This is a genomic window from Flavobacterium sp. FlaQc-47 (assembly GCF_044006475.1).
GTDB lineage: Bacteria > Bacteroidota > Bacteroidia > Flavobacteriales > Flavobacteriaceae > Flavobacterium.
Map to the genome: position 1 here is coordinate 1,034,328 of NZ_JBIPCQ010000001.1, position 17,006 is coordinate 1,051,333.

Consider the following 17,006-nt stretch of genomic DNA (forward strand, 5'->3'; position numbering starts at 1 on the left):
AAACTATGAAAAATAAATTAAATATGATAATGCTATTATGTGTAATACTATTATCCTGTAATAAAGAAAAAGATATGAGTAATAAAACCGATTTTAGTTGGGTAGCATCTGTAACTTCCATAAAAGATTACCCTATAGAAGTACATAAAGGATTTCTTGCTACACATGAAAAGTTTATAACCGCATTACATAGTTCTGGAATTGAGGACAGCGGATGGAAAGTAGATGGACAAGGAGGAGGCGGAGGTAATATCATACCTACAATGCTTTCACTTACATGGGTTAGTTATGCAGAAAAGAAATTTTGGAATATCGAAACCACAATTGACCAGGCTACCCAAAATAAAATGCTAGCCTTATTTCGTGAGGGTTTTTATAACTGGGATCGTGTAAAAGAACAGCCCAAACATGATACCTACAATCATATTACTATAGCTGTTGCTCCCGGAGGTATTGTGGTACTTTTTATAACAGGAAATGCCCATCGAGTAGAAGTTGCAAGGTATCAGGCTAAAGAAACACTTGTAAATGTTAACGCTTTTGTTCCTGTACCGGGGGCATTCAAAGATTTAAACACATTTTTTGATGTGTGTTACAAAGACGGGATCGCTAAATATCTTCAGGAAAAAATTGCTAAAACAGGTATTCCTTATGGAATTTGGGATACATATCGTGAAAAATACAATTGGCGTTTTCAAACTTTTTTTTATAAAGAAGATACTTTAACGGATATATATGTTGGCTATATTAATGGAGAAGCAGATTATTTTAATGACGATGAATTAAGTAAAAAGTTATTCAGTAAAGCTGCATTACCCCTTAACATTAGATTTTATTTTAAGATATACAATGGCGAAGCAAAATTTGATGAAGAAGAAATTGTAGCAGCTTTTAAAAAAATGAAAAAAAACCATCCTGAGAAAAATATTGAAATAGAAGCCAAAATTGGTTTTATGTACAAAACGACAACATTTACAGTAAAATGTGAAGACGAAGAAATCCCTTTAGAAAAAACGGTTGTAAAAATGTATAAGAATTAATGAAAAGATATTTGATAAAAGGTATTTATATTTTATTCTTTTTTGTTTCCTGCGAGAAATATAAAAAAATGGAAAACAAAACAAAGTTTAATTACAAAGTATCAGTAACCGCACCTAAAGAATATCCTGTAGAAGTTTATTACGGTTATATATCAACGGATAAGAATTTTATAACTACAGTTCCTAAAGATGGTGTAGAAGAACAAGGTTGGATTGCACAAGGTTCTAGCAGTGGATCTGGTGGCAGTACTATACCAAGTTTTGTAGAATTAACATGGTTGAGCTATGCTGAAAAAAAATTCTGGAAATTAGAAACTCAACTTCCTGCTGAAAAAATAGTAGCACTTTTTAGAGAAGGATTTATTTTTAAGAATTCTGATAAAAATGATACCATAATTAAGGAAACTTATGATCGAATTGTAATAGGTACTGCACCAGGAGGAGTAGTAGTAGTTTGGCTTGATGGAGGTTTAAAAAGAGTAGAGATAGGAAGATATCAAGCTAAAGAAACGTATGTTGATAAAATGAAATTTCAGCCAGTTAAAGATCCTAATGAAACGCAACAGGAATTTTTCGATACTTATTATACAATAGTAGTTCCGGACACTATTAGAGAAAAAATAGAAAAAAATGGAATTCCTTTCGGCTTATGGGATAATTATCGAAAAAAATATAAATGGAATTTTAATTGTAATTTTTATAAAAAGGATATTAATACCTATCAAAACATTAATTTTTTGAATGGAGAGTATATTACATTATATAAAGACGAATTAGAAAAAAAGGTTTTTAAAAATCAGGCTTTGCCCTATAGGGCAGATATTACGTTTAATGCATACTGGTGTGAGAATGAATTTGATGATAACGAAATAATGGAAGCTTTCGAAAAAATAAGTAAAAATCATCCAGATAAAAATATTGAGATAGAAGCTAGACCAACTTTTATGTATAAAACAGTTGAATTTACGGTAAAATGTGATGGTGAAGAAATCCCTCTTAAAAAAACAAAAGTAAAAATGTGGAAGATTTAATGAAAACATATTTCATAAAAGGTATTTGTGTCTTCTTATTTTTTGTTTCCTGCGAGAAATATAAAAAAATGGAAAACAAAACAAAATTTAGTTACAAAGTATCAGTAACCGCGCCTAAAGAATATCCTGTAGAAGTTTATTGTGGTTATTTATCAACTGATAAGAATTTTATAACTACAGTACCTAAAGATGGTATAGAAAGACAAGGATGGATTGCCCAAGGCTCTAGCAGCGGGTCTGGTGGCAGTACCATACCAAATTTTGTGGAGTTAACATGGTTGAGTTATGCTGAGAAAAAATTCTGGAAATTAGAAACTCAACTTCCTACGGATAAAATGCTGGCGCTTTTTAGAGAAGGATTTATTTTTAAAAATTCAAGAAAAAATGATACTATAACTCATGAAACCTACGATCGAATTGTGATTGGTACAGCACCAGGAGGTGTCGTAGTAATTTGGCTAGATGGAGGTTTAAAAAGAGTAGAGATAGGAAGATATCAGGCTAAAGATACAATTGTTGATAGGAATAATTTCTATAGAAATCCAAAAGATTTAACTCAAGAAGAATTTTATAAAGAAGGATTTGAAATTGATGTTTCAAAAGAGATACAAGCAAAAATAAACAAAGAAGGAATTCCTTTCGGCTTGTGGGATAATTATCGAAAAAAATATAACTGGCGTTTTAATTGTAATTTCTATAAAGATGATAAAAATATTTTTCAAAACATCAATTTTTTTAATGGTGAGTATATTACACTTTATGAAGATGAATTGAAAAATAAAGCCTTTAAAAATCAAGCTTTACCATACAGGGCAGATATTACCTTTAACACATATTGGTGCGAAAATGAATTTGATGAGAAAGAAATTTTTGACGCATTTAAAACAATGGATAAAAAGCATCCTGATGCAGATATTGAGATAGAAGTAAGACCTGATTTTATGTATAAATCGGTTCAATTTACTGTAAAATGTAAGGAGGATGAAATTTTGTTAAAAAAGACTAAGGTCCAAATGTGGAAAAGAAATCTTGAAAAATAAAATACATTATTCATAATTACAATTGGTGTTTTTTTCCTGCAATTCAGAGAAAAAAATATGAGTAAATAAAAAAAATGATTAAAAATGAAATTAGAAAATAATCTTAGACATCAGGAACAAAAAATAAAATTAAAATAATGAAAGAAATAATTATAGAATTACTCATAACCGTTTTTTATTATATCATTGCATACTTTTTACTAGAATATGCATTAAATAAATTTCCCTCAAATGGAGGCCCTAGCGAAGCTGTTTTTTTATTGCTAGGATTTGTTATATTAAGTGTGGTGATAGTCATATACAGTTTAGTAAAATTCACTAAAGGTGATATGTCCAAAATTGTTTCTATCATAATACATTTAATTGCAATGCCACTATTATTAAAACTATTAATGTAGAAAGTAAATGTTGATGAAATATTTAAAAAGCCCATTATAACAATCGTTGTAATGGGCTTTTTTATTGCTCTAATTCTCAAACAAGCTAATTATTCAAATAATTATTTCCTTTACTAAAACGCGTATATATACGTGTTGCCTGATTTTTATTTAGTAGTATACTTGTTGAAAATAAATTTTGGTTGATTATGGTTTTCCGTAAAGTGCTTGATTATTAATTGGTAATCTTTGTCTCTTAAGAGAAACTATATACCAGAATTTAATATTTATGGTAAGAAAATAATTTCGATATAAATTCATAAAATTTTAATGATGAGAAAAATAGTAATGTCCATAATGTTTTTTCTTTTTTCTACTAATTCATACTGCCAAGAAGTAAGCTGTACTGATTTATTAAATTTTATAATCCAAAATGGATATTTAAAATCAACAGTAGGCAGTTATACTTTAGATTCAAGTTGGCTTTATAAAGTTACAGCATATGAATATGAATATAAAACTTATGTTATAGCAGAAATAAAAAAAAGTGAATATAGCTATCAAACGAGTACATATATTTTTTGTGGAATTCCAAATATGAATTGGTCAAACTTTCAATATGGAGGATATAGTGACTCAAACTCTTATGGTGAAAGATTCCATAAATATATAATAAATTATAAATGTATTTGTGAATAGAAATTGAGACAAATTGGTTGTCTAATTTTTTAATAAATAAAAATCCATGAAAAATGTATTGGTAATAATTGTCTTTTTTTGTAGCATCTTGACTTATTCTCAAAAAGAAAATGTTGAATCTTCAACTCGAATATTAATTGATAAAACTCAATTTACAAGAATAAATAAAGACTGGAATACAACAGCTGAATTTAGATCTGGAATTGGTGAATCTGTAAATTTTTATCCTATAGAAGTTATTGATCTTAAATCAGGAGCTAAAACTAATGCGTTGCAATTAGATATGTATATAAAGAATCCTGATGTACATAAAACGGTTTGGGTTGGAATTGATGAAATTGAAGAGTTTATAAACTTTGTAGAGGACAACGTAATTCCAAATTTAGATCTGAAATTTAAAGACAAATCATCCGAATTTATCTTTAAAGCGAAAGAAATGACTTTGTCATACTTTATATATGAAAAAGATCGTAGAATTACCATCAAATTAAATAGTTATGACGATGATAAAATTTTGAACTATAGATTTTGGACAGAAACACAAGTTGATAAAATCCCTAAACTGTTAACTGTATTAAAGAAAATTAAATAGTAATATTTTTAAAACAAAAAAAAGTAGTTGACCAAAACACTTATAGGTTATTTATAAATGAATATATTTTTAATTGTAATTAAATAATATGGCAAAAACAATTTTTCAAATATCTAAACACATTTCAGATAAAGATATTTTAGAAAAGATAAAACATCTTGGAAACCAAAATTTAACTGTGACAGGACATGGATATAAGGAGTTTGGTAGTATTCCTATTATGGAATCTGCAAATAGATCAACTTATAGTTACTTTGATAAGTTCAAAGAAAAACCAGCAATTGCATTAATAGATGTTGTCTTGGCAGCTAATAGAAATTATAATAAAGTTGTTGAACCGCATGTTAGAAGAATTGAAAGCCATTATCCTAATTTAAAAAACTTTGATGAATTAAAAGAAATAATGAATTCTAAAACAAAAGAAGAGTTTTATTTATTTTGGGGACACAAGGATGAAAAAAAGTATAATACCTTAAAAAATATACTTTTAAGCATAGCAGAATTAAAAAAGCAAAGTAAAATTACAGATGATTTTAGTTTAATGAATAATTGGGGAACTAAGGCTGATTTGTCAAATTATAAGTCCGATATAATAGGTTCTATTCCAAATATTGCTATTGCGACATTTCAACATTTAAGGATGGTGTTTGGTGTTGATACAATTAAGCCGGATCAAAGGGTAAAAGAAGTTTTAGACTTTGAATTTGGGTTTTCAAATTTATCCGATTTAAATGTTATCAAAGCAGTTGAACAAATAGCTTTAATTTCTAAAATGAGAGTAATTAGTATAGACCAATTATTTGTTCAATACGGTTCAAGTTATTATAATCAGTCAGCCAATAAGATTACATTGAAACAAATAATACTTAATTTGAAAAGATTAGGTGTTGAAAATAAAATTATAAGCGAAGCTACTTTATTAACGTTAGGGCAAGTAAATAAAATAAGTTAAGTGCTTGTAAGTTAGGTGCTTGTAAGTTAAGTGTTTTTAGTCAGAAGCATATGTGTTTTGATTATTCATTATTTAAATACCAATTCTCAGGAGGATTTCTATACAACACAATTTCAAATTTACCGCATGCCCGACATTCAATAAATCTTTCACCTCCTTTACTGATTTGGTTGTCATTAAAAGCAACATCTTTAATTAGATTTCCTTTTTCACAATTGGGGCAGCTAACAATGGAGTTGATATCGGTCACAAATTTTTCAATGGCAGAGAGCCATTTTTTTCTTTCTTCCATGTTTGGTTCTGCAAATAATCTTGATATTTTTATTGTCTAACACAGTTTTTTTAATCTATCCAACAATGCCAGATTCTATATCTTCCAGAAATGCGCTCCAAAAATAGTGCGTATCATTATTTAATAAATCAGGATCTATTTTTAATAATTCCTGTTCCATAAATTGAGCATATTTTTTATGGTTGTGATTTTCTCTGTAATTGCCGAAATCCTTATTTGGAATTATATTTTTCCATAGGTTATCGTAAACATAAAGTTGCAAAACTAATTGATGAAGTGAATTTGCCAGAAAACAATTGTTGTCTTTTGTAATATTTCCGGATTGTGTATTGAGAATGATAATTCCGCCATTGTATGTATTTCCTATTACAATTTCTGTTAAGGATAAGGAATAAATTTCATTAGTGAAATTAAAATCTAGAATATCATTGGGTAAACCAATCTCTGAAATGAGCGTAATATCATTTACTGTTAATGCCTGATTTATTGGAGATTTAATATCTCTTTTAATCCAGTTAGATTCAAAATGATTTATAATTTTGCTTTCAAATATCATATTAAAATCTATTTGGTTGTGATAAAATTTGACCGTACTGAATGATTATTTTGAATACGAATGTAGTTAAAATCAATTGTTTTATCAATGTCACTGCCATATCCTAAAGAGTTTACGAATTTAGAATTAACCCGATAACGCGAATTTTCAATCCATACCTACAAAATAGATCAAAAAATATTAAATCGAAAAAGAGACCCACAAGTCTCTTTTTCGATTTAATATATGTTTTAATAAAAATTATTTATTGTTTAAGAATTTCTCCAAATAAGTATTTTTCTCTTTCTCTGATGCTAATAAACGTTCGTAAAGTTTTTTGTTTTCATCATAAGATTCAATCAATTTATCTAAAGGATTGAAATTACAATGACTATTAAAAGTCCCCTCGCTATTGTCTGCAAAATTATTAAAGCTATTAAAATAATTAATTGCAGCTTCGTCTGAGAAATTTTTAAGAGCTTCAACACTTACTCCTAAAGCTTTTGCTACATCAATAAGTTTTTCATCGCTTATAGTTTCACTGTTTTCAAGTGCAGATATTGCCTGTTGGTTGGTTCCTAAAGCTTGTGCCAATGCCTCTTGTTTCATATCTCGAAGTTCACGAATACGGCTAATTTTTCGCCCTATATGATTTGGTTTTGTAAGTGTGCTCATAATTCAAAGATAATAATTAAGTGATAAGTCGCAATCTGTAAAAAACATATTTATTGCTTTACAATACGGCCAAAAATGATTTGGTACTATTTAATCTATTTCTTTCTTCGCTGGGTCAAACAAAAGTACAATTTTTCTTATAATAAAATAATAAAAGTCTAATTGTAAATGATTAAATATATAACTAAAATGTACGCCATGGAAATCAACGAAATCAAAAAATTAGATTGCCTTAAAAAATTAACTGCCAAATATTGTAATACTTTAACACCGTCTGCTGATAAAGGAGGAGCTCATACAGCTCAAATTAAAGTCCTGAATTATTATGAACTTGGCTGTACCATTACCGAAATTATAAAATTATGTATTGTAGCATTAGAACAAGATGCACATCAAACTTCGGCTACAATTAAATATTCACCCATTAATGTGGCGCTCGTTTTAGAAATGGTTTTGGAAATGTTTCCTTTAGATGAATTTGAATTGATAACCGAAATTAATGAGGTGCTTACAGGTGATACTTTTAGTATTAATGAATAAATAAAAGTTCTTTATTTTGTTGTTACTATCTGATCTTGAAGTGAGTAAGTTAAGGCAGTATGTTGTCGAATAAATCTCGTGCAAAGAAGCAAAGTCGCAAAGGAAATGTATGTAAAATTGGCGTCTTTGCTTCTTTGCGTGATTTTTTTAAAGTTTTATTGTTTAAAAAAAGCGTAACTTAATGATGTCTCGTCCTGAAAAAAATGCATATTTATACTTAATCCTAAAATAAATATTCGTTCAAATTTTAGTCCTAATTGCAGGTTCAATAGGATTTCTAATAAAACCCAAATTCCTAGCCCAGATAGCAGCGGCATCCTTTTATTTTTTTTCTTTAGAAAAATAAAAGATATAGCGTATAGCTGGAATAAGCTCCTAAAACCACAAATTATAATTTTGTATCTTAGTCAATAGTAACACAATTTTATTTTGGTAAGAAAGACTTTTTTCTGATCAAAATATAAAATCTAAAAAGACTAGCAAATGCCTTGGAATCCTGAAATCTATAATAAGTTTAAAAACATTCGGTATCAGCCATTTTATGATTTGGCTGATTTTATTGAACCCGTAAACGGAATGAAAGCCATTGATTTAGGCTGCGGAACGGGAGAACAAACGGCAATTCTTGCCAATAAATTCAAAGAAGCAGATTTTCTGGGTGTTGATTCTTCGGCAGAAATGCTGGAACAATCAAAGGCATTAGAAACGGATAATTTGCATTTTAGAAAAGCAACTACCGAAGAAACAATAGCATCCGCTGAAAAATGGGATTTGATTTTTAGCAATGCGGCTTTACAATGGTCGGATGATCATGAAAGTTTGTTTGCGAAATTGCTGCAACTGTTGAATTCTAAGGGGCAATTTGCGGTACAAATGCCAGTTCAGCCGGAAAATAAACTCAATAAAATCTTGCTGGAATTGGTGAACGAAGAACCTTTTAAAACCTATTTAAATGGCTTTACAAGAGATTCTCCTGTTTTGAGTATCGATGAATATGCGCAAATTCTTTTTGATGGCGGACTTGAAGATCTTAAAATCCTGCAAAAAGTATATCCTATTATCGCGAACGATCATGATACGCTTTATAATTTTATATCGGGTTCGGCTTTGATTCCGTACATAGAACGTTTGGAAGGCGAGGAGCAGGCACTTTTTATTACAACTTATAAGGAAAGAATAGTGGAGCATTTCCCGAAACTTCCGGCGATATATTCGTTTAAAAGAATTTTGCTTTACGGAAAGAAGGGATAAATTTTAGCGACAATATTTGGTTTAACGCGTCTTCAAAAGTCAAAAGTCAAAAGTCAAAAGTCGAAAGTCAAAAGTCAAAACCCAAAACACAAAACCTGGATCGATTTAAGCGACAATCATTGGCAAACCGGACAGGTTTTAAAAACCTGTCCGGTTTAACGCGTCGTTAAAAATCAAAAATCAAAAATCAAAAATCAAAAATCAAAACTCCAAACTCCAAACTCCAAACCCTTTCGTAATAAAAATCTTAAAACATTATTTTGGTGTTGGTTTTACGTTTAGATAAATGCTGTGTTTCTTAAAATATTAAAGAATTACAGTTGATATTTAAAAAAAAATAGTGTTCATTTGCGCTTTAATTTAGAATCAGTTTAAATAAAGATAACATGAACACCAAAATACCATCAACTGCCTCTTTTATAAATATTTCGCATAAAAAGAGATTCGGTTTAAAACAAAAAATAAATTTTATAATAATGTTTGGTTTTCTGCTAAGCGGAAGTTTACTTCATTCTCAAACGGCTTCAAGCGGACAAATAGGCGGAACTATTATCACAAATGACGGAAATGCGGGGCAAGGTGTTATCGTAAAATTAATAGAAATCAATAAGAGTGCTGTCACGAATTCGGCGGGACATTATGAGTTTAAAAAACTCCCTTTTGGCACTTATACTTTAGAAGTTACGATGTCGGGATATGCATCATCTACCGAAACGGCTGAAATTACAGCACAAGCCCCATCTACAGAAGTGGATATAAGAGTAAACTCATCTGTTCAAAATCTTGAAGATGTGGTGATTCGAAGCGGAGGAAATCGTTTTGCAAAAAAGGAAAGTATCGACGTTGCAAAAATGCCTTTAAAAAACATTGAAAATTCACAGGTTTACATTGTAGTAAATAAGGAATTAATGAAGGAACAAATTGTTACAGATTATAATAGTGCGTTTAAAAATGTTCCCGGAGCCGGAATTGCTGAGGTGAGAAATCAAGGAAGAACTACTTCGATATCAAGAGGTTTTGCAACGCCGCAAGTGGTTAGAAACGGAGTTGGAAGTTTTACCTATACTACAATTGATCCTTCAAATCTGGAACGTATTGAGGTTATCAAAGGACCATCTGCAACACTTTTTGGAAGTACATTGTCATCATTTGGCGGATTATTCAATCGTGTTACCAAAAAGCCTTTTGATAGTTTCAAGGGCGAAATTTCATATTCGGCAGCAAGTTGGGATTTGAATCGATTGACCGTTGATGTAAATACGCCTGTGAATGAAGATAAAACGGCTTTGTTAAGAATAAACACGGCGTTGCATAGCGAAAGAAGTTTTCAGGATGCGGGATTTAATAAAAACTTTTCTATTGCTCCAAGTTTTTCTTACCAAATCAACGATCGTCTGAGCCTTTTGATTGATGCTGAATTCAGTCTTTACAAAGCTACTTCGCCAACCCGACTTGCGCCATTTGCAAAAGGTACGGCGCATAGTATCGAAGAACTTGAGATTCCGTACAAATTGTCTTTTGCTAACAATACGATCAATTATACGAGTCAGCAATATAATATTTTTGCACAGTTAAAATATAAAATGTCCGATACCTGGACTTCGCAAACTATTTTGTCCAGAACCAGATCATCATCAGATGGTTATGTTGTAGCCTTGACAATGATGTCTAATACTACTATCAGACAACAGGTTACTTATCAGGAATCGCCTTTTTACGGAACTGATGTTCAGCAGAATTTTATTGGGGAATTTAAAATTGGAAAAATTAAAAACAGGGTAGTAGCAGGTTTCGATTTTTACAGTCTTCGTGCAACCCGTAACGATGCAATTGTAAATATGCCGTCGATGGATTATAAAAAACCGGGCGATGCGTATAATAATTTTAATGTTGATAAAGTAGCGCCATTATTTGCAACGGCTAAATTCAACAATTTTGTTTCGAATGATGAAAACACCTACAGCGCTTACGCTTCTGATGTTGTAAATTTAACGGACAGATTACTGGCAATGGCGGGACTTCGGGTAGATCGCTACGAAAACAAAGGAACATATTATCCCAGTAAAGATTCAATTGCAGGAAATTACAATCAAACGGCTTTATCGCCAAAATTTGGATTAGTATACCAAATCATGAAAGACAAAATTTCGGTTTTTGGAAATTATATGAATGGTTTCAGTAATGTTTCCGGTTCTGATTTTAACGGAAATACATTCAAACCCAATCAGGCGAATCAGTTAGAAGGAGGTTTTAAATTTGATTTGAATAAAATATCGGCGACACTTAGTTATTATGATATTAAAGTAACAGATATAACACGCGACGATCCGGATCATGCAAATTTTTCTATTCAGGACGGAACTCAGGTCAGCAAAGGTTTTGAAGCCGAGTTGATTGCGAATCCTGTTTCGGGATTAAATATTGTGGCGGGTTATACGTATAATGACAGTAAATACGAAAAAAGTAATGCAAGCGTTCAGGGATTACGACCAACAACTGCCGGATCTCCAAGAACGGCAAATTTATGGGTAAGTTACAGGCTTGTAAATGGTCCTGCGCAAGGTGTGGGATTTGGTTTTGGCGGAATTTATGGCAGCGAATATTACCAGACGAATACAACTGCTTTCCAGTTTTCGATTCCGTCCTATACCGTTTTAGATTGTTCGCTTTTTTACGATCAGCCCAAATATAGAATTGGTCTTAAAGTAGACAATTTAACAAACGAAAAATATTGGTCGTACAGGCTTGCGGCTCAAAACCCAACACGTTTAACAGCAAATGTTACGTTTAAATTCTAAATCTAATCCGTTGGGTGTAATCATAAAAATCTAATTTGAACACATAGAAACATAGATTTTCTGATTTTGAAAAAAGTAAATCAAAAGAAACTCGTTTCTTACACATAGTCCTGATAGCTATCGAGATGTGTTAATGCAAGTGAAAAGCCTTTTTTGAGTTCCATAATTCTATGTTTCTATGTGTTAAAAATAATTTCAGCCAACGCGTTAAATTTATTTAATAATTATAATTTAAAAAAGGGAATATTTCATTGCGAAATATTCCCTTTTTGCTATTTGTTCAGCCATGCTTTAAATTCTGCTGCTTTGTTTTTACTGATAATCACATCAATTGCAGATTTTGGAACTACTTCAATTTTCAGTTGATTATTACCGTATTTAAGGATTTTATCGATCGATTTTATTGCCAGAATAAATTGTCGGTTCGCCCTGAAAAATATAGTATTGTCTAAATCGCTGTAAATTTCATCTAAACTACTGTTGCTCGTTGATATTTTTCCGTTGATGTCTTTCACGTAAGTGATCGTGTTTTCCATGTACACATAAGCAATTTGGTCAATTTCGAGCGTGACAATTTCGTTTTTTAAATGCGTCAGGATTCTTTTTTTATTGGAAGGAATAATGGAAGTTTCAGGAGTTTTTACCTGATCATTTAATTCCAGTTTCGATTTGTAGTTGGTCAAATCATAATTGAGTTTTGATAAGCTCAAAACTTCATTTACCAGATTTTCGTTTTTTTCTTCGAGTTTTCTTTCATACCGACTTCCGAAAAGACGTATCATAAAAAAAGAAAGCAAAACAATCAAAGCTCCGGTACCAATATAAACCAGAATAAAATAGAATTTCAGGTTTTGTACCTGATCGTTAATGCTTTTCAGGTTGGCATGCGAGGCGATGATCCAGTCTGTATTTTTAACAGGATATAAATAAATAATTTCCGTTCCGTGATCAGGATTATTAAAACGCCTGATCCCGCCGCCTTCGGTTTTATTTTTTAAATAGTTATAAAAGTCCTCAGGATTTACTTCGTCATGGGTTTTAGAAATATAGGATTCTTCGGGAAGCGTCATTGCGCCAATTCTTGCCGGATTAGGATGGCAGATTTCTTTTCCCGTTTGATCAAACATACAGATAAATCCCGTTTGCGTGTCGGTTTTTTCAATGCTGCTTTGTACGTTATTAATGATTACCTTTCTGTCAGGATTCTGTTGAGCCTGATACGAAATCAGATTGGCCATTTCTTTGGCTTCTCTTTTACTGGACTCAATCTGAATTTTTAGAAATTGCTCCGTACTCAGACCTACCAAATAATTCATACTAAAATAGCCGCAGATATACACAACGACAAGTAAGGATAAAAATGTAAAAAGATAAAGTCTGTCTTTTTTCATGGGAAAATTTTCTATTAGCGAGCCAAATTTAATTAATAAAAAGTTTAGAAATTGATAATCAAAATTTCTTTCGAATGTATTTATTCCCTTTTAAGTTCATTTTTTCCCTTTCGCGCACTTTTCTTTGATTTCAGGCGCTTTCCATGCCTTTATTTGCACTATAAATTTTTAGACAGATAACATTTTTATCGAAAAGATTTTGAATTTCCACTATCATATTTGGACAATAATTTTAAAAGATATTCTAAGTTAAATAAAAATCGATCCTATGAAAAAGCACAAATGGTATCAAAGAAAGGTTGTCATAATCCCTGTAGTAATTTTGTCCGGAGTTGTTTTAGCAATGCAATTTTTTCGTCCGGTTATTATAAATCCACCCGTTACCGGAGATGTAAAAGTGCCACATGAAGTACAAGCGATCTTGAAAAACTCATGTTACGATTGTCATTCTAACGAAACGAATTTAAGTTGGTACGATAAAATAGTTCCGGTTTCGTGGCTCGTTGCACAGCATATAAAAGAGGGAAGGAGCGGACTTAATTTTTCTAAATGGGATGAATTATCTCCGGCAGATCAAAAAGCAAAACTTTGGGAATCCATCAACCAGATTTCTCAGGGAGCAATGCCTTTACAGAGTTATACATTGGCACATCCTCAGGCTAAATTGTCACACAAGGATATCAAAGTACTTGAAAACTACATATGGAGTCTCAGAGTGGATAATAAACCTCAGGATACTTCAAAAATAAAAGCATTAAATGATCAGGCAGAAGCGGTAAAGAAAGCTCAAAAGCTGGCCGAAATACCAAAATCCCCTAACGGAATTGCCTATATCGCCGATTATAAAAACTGGGCGGTGATAAGTACAACACAACGACTTGATAATGGTACAATGAGAATTATTTTTGGGAATGACATTGCAATGAAAGCCATTAAGGAAAAGAAAATTAGTCCCTGGCCCAACGGATCTATTTTAGCGAAAGCAGCATTTGATGAAATCGAAGATACGGAAGGAAACATTTCTCAAGGTGCTTTTAAACAAGTAGAATTTATGGTTAAAGATGATAAAAAATACAGGAAAACAAACGGTTGGGGATTTTCCCGCTTTAAAACACCGGCAATGGTTCCGTATGGCAAAAACGCCAATTTTGTAATTGAATGTATGAATTGCCATCAGCCAATGGAGAAAAATGATTATGTATTCACGCTTCCAATACGTCAATAAACATGAAAACAATAACTTATTTTACAGCAATCATCACTTTATTATTTCTCTTTGCCTGTTCGGATAAAGAAAACCAAACGTCTTTAAATAACGAAGCATCACTTCCGTATGCATTACTCAACAAGGTTTCGGGCTTAAAAGTCATTAACTCTTCCATTAATAATAAAACACACACAACGGCTTTATTGTATGGAAACCAACAAGCAATACAACGAATAAAAGCGAATGGTTCGCCAATAGAAAAAGGAGAAAAATTAGTCTGGATTACCTGGCATCAAAAATCTGATCCCAACTGGATTGGGGCAATTATTCCCGGAAAATTAATTTCCATCGAAATATTCGAAGCCGTTTCCGGAAAAGCAAATATCAGCTATCAAAAATTTGACGGAAATGCCATCCAAATCAAAAAAGATACTTTGGGTAATCACAACCGAATTGAAATGATACTCAAACAAAAAATGGCGATTCTGCCATAATTATAAATTCAATAACACTAAATAAATTAAAAAATGAAAACAATTAAAATTTTAGCTTTCGCACTTTTGGTATCTTTTAGTACCATTACAATGTATTCACAAGAAACAAAATCAAATAAACCAACAATCATTTTTGTCCACGGAATTTGGGCTGACGGATCTTCGTTCTCGAATCAGATTGTCGCTTTACAGGCAAAAGGATATCCGGTAATTTCGGTTCAAAATCCGGTAACTTCATTAGCAGATGATGTTGCTGCTACAAAAAGAGCCATCACTCAGGCAAAAGGAGATGTAATATTGGTAGGGCATTCATGGGGAGGTTTTGTGATTACGCAAGCCGGAAACGATCCTAAAGTAAAAGGTTTGGTATATGTTGCGGCTTTAGTTCCTGATTTAGGAGAAACACTTCCTAGTTTATCTGCGCAAGGCCCGGCAGTTACACTTAGTAATTATTTAGAACCTGTAGATGGTTTTCTTTATTTGTCTAAAGAAGGCGTGAAAACCGTTTTTGCACAGGATTTAAAAGAGAAAGAACAAAACCTGATTTTTGCCACACAAACTCCCGCAGCGCAAGGTGTTTTTGCAGACAAAAGCGGAACTCCGGCATGGAAAACAAAACCAAGCTGGTACATTTTAGCAAAAAGTGACAAGGCAATCAGCCCGGATTTAGAAAGATTCATGGCAAAAAGAGCCAATGCTAAAACAACAGAAATCGAAGCCAGCCACGTGGTAATGCTTTCTCACCCAACAGAAGTACTTAATATTATTGAAGAAGCAGCAAAAGCAAAGAAATAAAGAAATAAATAAGTAAAAAGGTTGATTATACAAGCTCTGAAATCATAGATTTTGGAGCTTTTTTTTATGAATTTATTTTTGTTTTTAAAGCTCACGCGGAACGACATATTTTATAGAAAATTTATATTGACGTTTATAATCAGCTCCGGAGGAGCTATATATTGTTGCAATTTGATATCACCCCGCTGGGGTTTTGTTGTATCGTTTCTTGATGTTTCTATAAATATTTCATCCCTCCGGGATTAATTTATGCGTTTTTAAGCAAGCTCCATCGGAGCGTTATATTTATAGCAATTCAATATAGCAACTATCAAATTAGCTCCAGCGGAGCGACATATTTATAACCGACATATCATTATTTGGCAATTTTATATATCACCCCGCTGGGGTTTTGTTGTACGTTTTTTTATTTTCTATAAATATATCACCCCGCTGGGGTTCTTTGATATCGTTTTTCCATATTTCTATAAATATTTCATGTCGACGGGATTAATTTATGCGTTTTGAAGCAAGCTCCATCGGAGCGTTATATTTATAGCAATTCAATATAAAAGTTTCCAATTAGCTCCAGCGGAGCAACATATTTATAGCAATTCAACATTGACGAGCATAATCAGCTCCATCGGAGCGTTATATTTTTAGCAATTATAGAAATCCGTTTTTATCCGCGTTTTCGCTTTAGCGAATCAGTAAAATCAGCGTCTAATTTTGACGCAGATAAAAGCAGATTTACTTTGTAAAAACGCGGATAAAAACGGATTTTGATTTGCAAATACTCCCGCTGGAATAAAAATTTCACTATTGAAGTTTTATAAGAACATCAAGGAATCGTGTAAAATTATGTGCGGATATCTGGATTAATTTTAATGTTCTGTAAATGAATGAAATGATTCATTATTAATTTAATACTTCAACCCTAATTGTTATGATACATAAAATAGAAACAGCAAATAATTTAATTGCTTTTAGAGCGCTTGGTCAGGTAACAACAGCTGATTTTAAAAGTGTTGTAATGCCGGAAATCGAAGGTTTGTCGAAACAATCTAACGGAATCAATTTTTTGTTTGCCGTAGATACTGATATTCACAATTTTACCGAGAATTCGTGGTTGCAAGATGCTGTTACCGGATTAAAACAATTTGAAAACTGGAACAGAGTAGCCATCGTATCAGATTCTGACGAGGCAAGTTTTGGTGATGGATTTACATTTAATACAACCGGAGAATTCCGCGGATTTAAAAAACTCGCTTTCAACAAAGCTTTGAAATGGGTTGAGGGAAATCAAACTATCTAAATA

The 17,006-nt window shown here is 31.9% G+C and carries 17 protein-coding genes; 13 read left to right on the forward strand and 4 right to left on the reverse strand.

Annotated elements, in window-relative coordinates:
* Positions 1 to 5: 5 nt before the first annotated feature.
* From ACHRVX_RS04295 to ACHRVX_RS04320, 6 genes are all read left to right on the forward strand, one after another.
* Positions 6 to 1,040, forward strand: a complete 1,035-nt coding sequence (locus ACHRVX_RS04295) for a DUF2931 family protein (RefSeq protein ID WP_395329569.1) — start codon at positions 6 to 8, stop codon at positions 1,038 to 1,040.
* A 68-nt stretch (positions 1,041 to 1,108) separates the two neighbouring features.
* Positions 1,109 to 2,071, forward strand: a complete 963-nt coding sequence (locus ACHRVX_RS04300) for a DUF2931 family protein (protein WP_395329571.1) — start codon at positions 1,109 to 1,111, stop codon at positions 2,069 to 2,071.
* A 68-nt stretch (positions 2,072 to 2,139) separates the two neighbouring features.
* On the forward strand, positions 2,140 to 3,111 hold the full coding sequence (locus ACHRVX_RS04305) for a DUF2931 family protein (RefSeq protein ID WP_395329573.1): 972 nt from the start codon (positions 2,140 to 2,142) through the stop codon (positions 3,109 to 3,111).
* 710 nt (positions 3,112 to 3,821) lie between these two features.
* Positions 3,822 to 4,187, forward strand: coding sequence for a hypothetical protein (locus ACHRVX_RS04310; protein ID WP_395329575.1), 366 nt, complete (start codon positions 3,822 to 3,824; stop codon positions 4,185 to 4,187).
* A gap of 46 nt (positions 4,188 to 4,233) precedes the next feature.
* Positions 4,234 to 4,779 carry a hypothetical protein gene (locus tag ACHRVX_RS04315; protein WP_395329577.1) on the forward strand — a complete coding sequence of 182 codons (546 nt, stop codon included), beginning with the start codon at positions 4,234 to 4,236 and terminating at the stop codon, positions 4,777 to 4,779.
* A gap of 88 nt (positions 4,780 to 4,867) precedes the next feature.
* Positions 4,868 to 5,731: a hypothetical protein gene (locus tag ACHRVX_RS04320; RefSeq protein WP_395329579.1), complete on the forward strand. Its 864-nt coding sequence runs from the start codon at positions 4,868 to 4,870 to the stop codon at positions 5,729 to 5,731.
* A gap of 61 nt (positions 5,732 to 5,792) precedes the next feature.
* On the opposite strand, the gene ACHRVX_RS04325 is transcribed toward ACHRVX_RS04320, so the two are convergent.
* From ACHRVX_RS04325 to ACHRVX_RS04335, 3 genes are all read right to left on the reverse strand, one after another.
* The gene (locus tag ACHRVX_RS04325; protein WP_395329581.1) at positions 5,793 to 6,023 is read right to left on the reverse strand and encodes a hypothetical protein; all 231 of its coding nucleotides are present in this window, start codon (positions 6,021 to 6,023) and stop codon (positions 5,793 to 5,795) included.
* 55 nt (positions 6,024 to 6,078) lie between these two features.
* A complete protein-coding gene (locus ACHRVX_RS04330) occupies positions 6,079 to 6,579 on the reverse strand; it encodes a hypothetical protein (protein ID WP_395329583.1) in 501 nt (166 codons plus the stop codon).
* A gap of 240 nt (positions 6,580 to 6,819) precedes the next feature.
* Entirely contained in the window at positions 6,820 to 7,233 is a 414-nt protein-coding gene (locus ACHRVX_RS04335) for a helix-turn-helix domain-containing protein (protein ID WP_395329585.1), read from the reverse strand.
* A 168-nt stretch (positions 7,234 to 7,401) separates the two neighbouring features.
* Here ACHRVX_RS04335 and ACHRVX_RS04340 point away from each other — a divergent pair, with 168 nt between their 5' ends.
* The 3 genes from ACHRVX_RS04340 (at position 7,402) to ACHRVX_RS04350 (ending at position 11,822) form a co-directional block, all read left to right on the forward strand.
* Entirely contained in the window at positions 7,402 to 7,773 is a 372-nt protein-coding gene (locus ACHRVX_RS04340) for a hypothetical protein (protein ID WP_395329587.1), read from the forward strand.
* Positions 7,774 to 8,256: 483 nt separating this feature from the next.
* Positions 8,257 to 9,024 (forward strand): methyltransferase domain-containing protein, encoded by a 768-nt coding sequence (locus ACHRVX_RS04345; RefSeq protein ID WP_395329589.1) that lies wholly within the window; start codon positions 8,257 to 8,259, stop codon positions 9,022 to 9,024.
* A gap of 386 nt (positions 9,025 to 9,410) precedes the next feature.
* Complete coding sequence (locus ACHRVX_RS04350) at positions 9,411 to 11,822, forward strand: TonB-dependent siderophore receptor (protein WP_395329591.1); 2,412 nt, start codon at positions 9,411 to 9,413, stop codon at positions 11,820 to 11,822.
* Positions 11,823 to 12,094: 272 nt separating this feature from the next.
* Here the strand turns inward: ACHRVX_RS04350 and ACHRVX_RS04355 are convergent, their stop codons facing one another.
* A complete protein-coding gene (locus ACHRVX_RS04355; protein WP_395329593.1) occupies positions 12,095 to 13,213 on the reverse strand; it encodes a LytTR family transcriptional regulator DNA-binding domain-containing protein in 1,119 nt (372 codons plus the stop codon).
* Between the two features lie 268 nt (positions 13,214 to 13,481).
* On the opposite strand from ACHRVX_RS04355, the gene ACHRVX_RS04360 reads away from it, so the two are divergent.
* The 4 genes from ACHRVX_RS04360 (at position 13,482) to ACHRVX_RS04375 (ending at position 17,003) form a co-directional block, all read left to right on the forward strand.
* Positions 13,482 to 14,438: a heme-binding domain-containing protein gene (locus ACHRVX_RS04360; protein ID WP_395329595.1), complete on the forward strand. Its 957-nt coding sequence runs from the start codon at positions 13,482 to 13,484 to the stop codon at positions 14,436 to 14,438.
* 2 nt (positions 14,439 to 14,440) lie between these two features.
* Positions 14,441 to 14,914, forward strand: coding sequence for a hypothetical protein (locus ACHRVX_RS04365; RefSeq protein WP_395329597.1), 474 nt, complete (start codon positions 14,441 to 14,443; stop codon positions 14,912 to 14,914).
* A gap of 33 nt (positions 14,915 to 14,947) precedes the next feature.
* Positions 14,948 to 15,709, forward strand: coding sequence for an alpha/beta hydrolase (locus ACHRVX_RS04370; protein ID WP_395329599.1), 762 nt, complete (start codon positions 14,948 to 14,950; stop codon positions 15,707 to 15,709).
* A gap of 925 nt (positions 15,710 to 16,634) precedes the next feature.
* Positions 16,635 to 17,003, forward strand: coding sequence for an STAS/SEC14 domain-containing protein (locus tag ACHRVX_RS04375; RefSeq protein WP_395329601.1), 369 nt, complete (start codon positions 16,635 to 16,637; stop codon positions 17,001 to 17,003).
* Positions 17,004 to 17,006 lie beyond the last annotated feature (3 nt).

Coding starts and splice junctions, on each gene's coding strand:
- ACHRVX_RS04300 (WP_395329571.1), top strand. CDS start 1,109: ATGGAAAACAAAACAAAGTTTAATTACAAAGTATCAGTAACCGCACCT.
- ACHRVX_RS04335 (WP_395329585.1), bottom strand. CDS start 7,233: ATGAGCACACTTACAAAACCAAATCATATAGGGCGAAAAATTAGCCGT.
- ACHRVX_RS04320 (WP_395329579.1), top strand. CDS start 4,868: ATGGCAAAAACAATTTTTCAAATATCTAAACACATTTCAGATAAAGAT.
- ACHRVX_RS04370 (WP_395329599.1), top strand. CDS start 14,948: ATGAAAACAATTAAAATTTTAGCTTTCGCACTTTTGGTATCTTTTAGT.
- ACHRVX_RS04315 (WP_395329577.1), top strand. CDS start 4,234: ATGAAAAATGTATTGGTAATAATTGTCTTTTTTTGTAGCATCTTGACT.
- ACHRVX_RS04375 (WP_395329601.1), top strand. CDS start 16,635: ATGATACATAAAATAGAAACAGCAAATAATTTAATTGCTTTTAGAGCG.
- ACHRVX_RS04325 (WP_395329581.1), bottom strand. CDS start 6,023: ATGGAAGAAAGAAAAAAATGGCTCTCTGCCATTGAAAAATTTGTGACC.
- ACHRVX_RS04355 (WP_395329593.1), bottom strand. CDS start 13,213: ATGAAAAAAGACAGACTTTATCTTTTTACATTTTTATCCTTACTTGTC.
- ACHRVX_RS04345 (WP_395329589.1), top strand. CDS start 8,257: ATGCCTTGGAATCCTGAAATCTATAATAAGTTTAAAAACATTCGGTAT.
- ACHRVX_RS04310 (WP_395329575.1), top strand. CDS start 3,822: ATGAGAAAAATAGTAATGTCCATAATGTTTTTTCTTTTTTCTACTAAT.
- ACHRVX_RS04360 (WP_395329595.1), top strand. CDS start 13,482: ATGAAAAAGCACAAATGGTATCAAAGAAAGGTTGTCATAATCCCTGTA.
- ACHRVX_RS04340 (WP_395329587.1), top strand. CDS start 7,402: ATGATTAAATATATAACTAAAATGTACGCCATGGAAATCAACGAAATC.
- ACHRVX_RS04305 (WP_395329573.1), top strand. CDS start 2,140: ATGGAAAACAAAACAAAATTTAGTTACAAAGTATCAGTAACCGCGCCT.
- ACHRVX_RS04330 (WP_395329583.1), bottom strand. CDS start 6,579: ATGATATTTGAAAGCAAAATTATAAATCATTTTGAATCTAACTGGATT.
- ACHRVX_RS04295 (WP_395329569.1), top strand. CDS start 6: ATGAAAAATAAATTAAATATGATAATGCTATTATGTGTAATACTATTA.
- ACHRVX_RS04350 (WP_395329591.1), top strand. CDS start 9,411: ATGAACACCAAAATACCATCAACTGCCTCTTTTATAAATATTTCGCAT.
- ACHRVX_RS04365 (WP_395329597.1), top strand. CDS start 14,441: ATGAAAACAATAACTTATTTTACAGCAATCATCACTTTATTATTTCTC.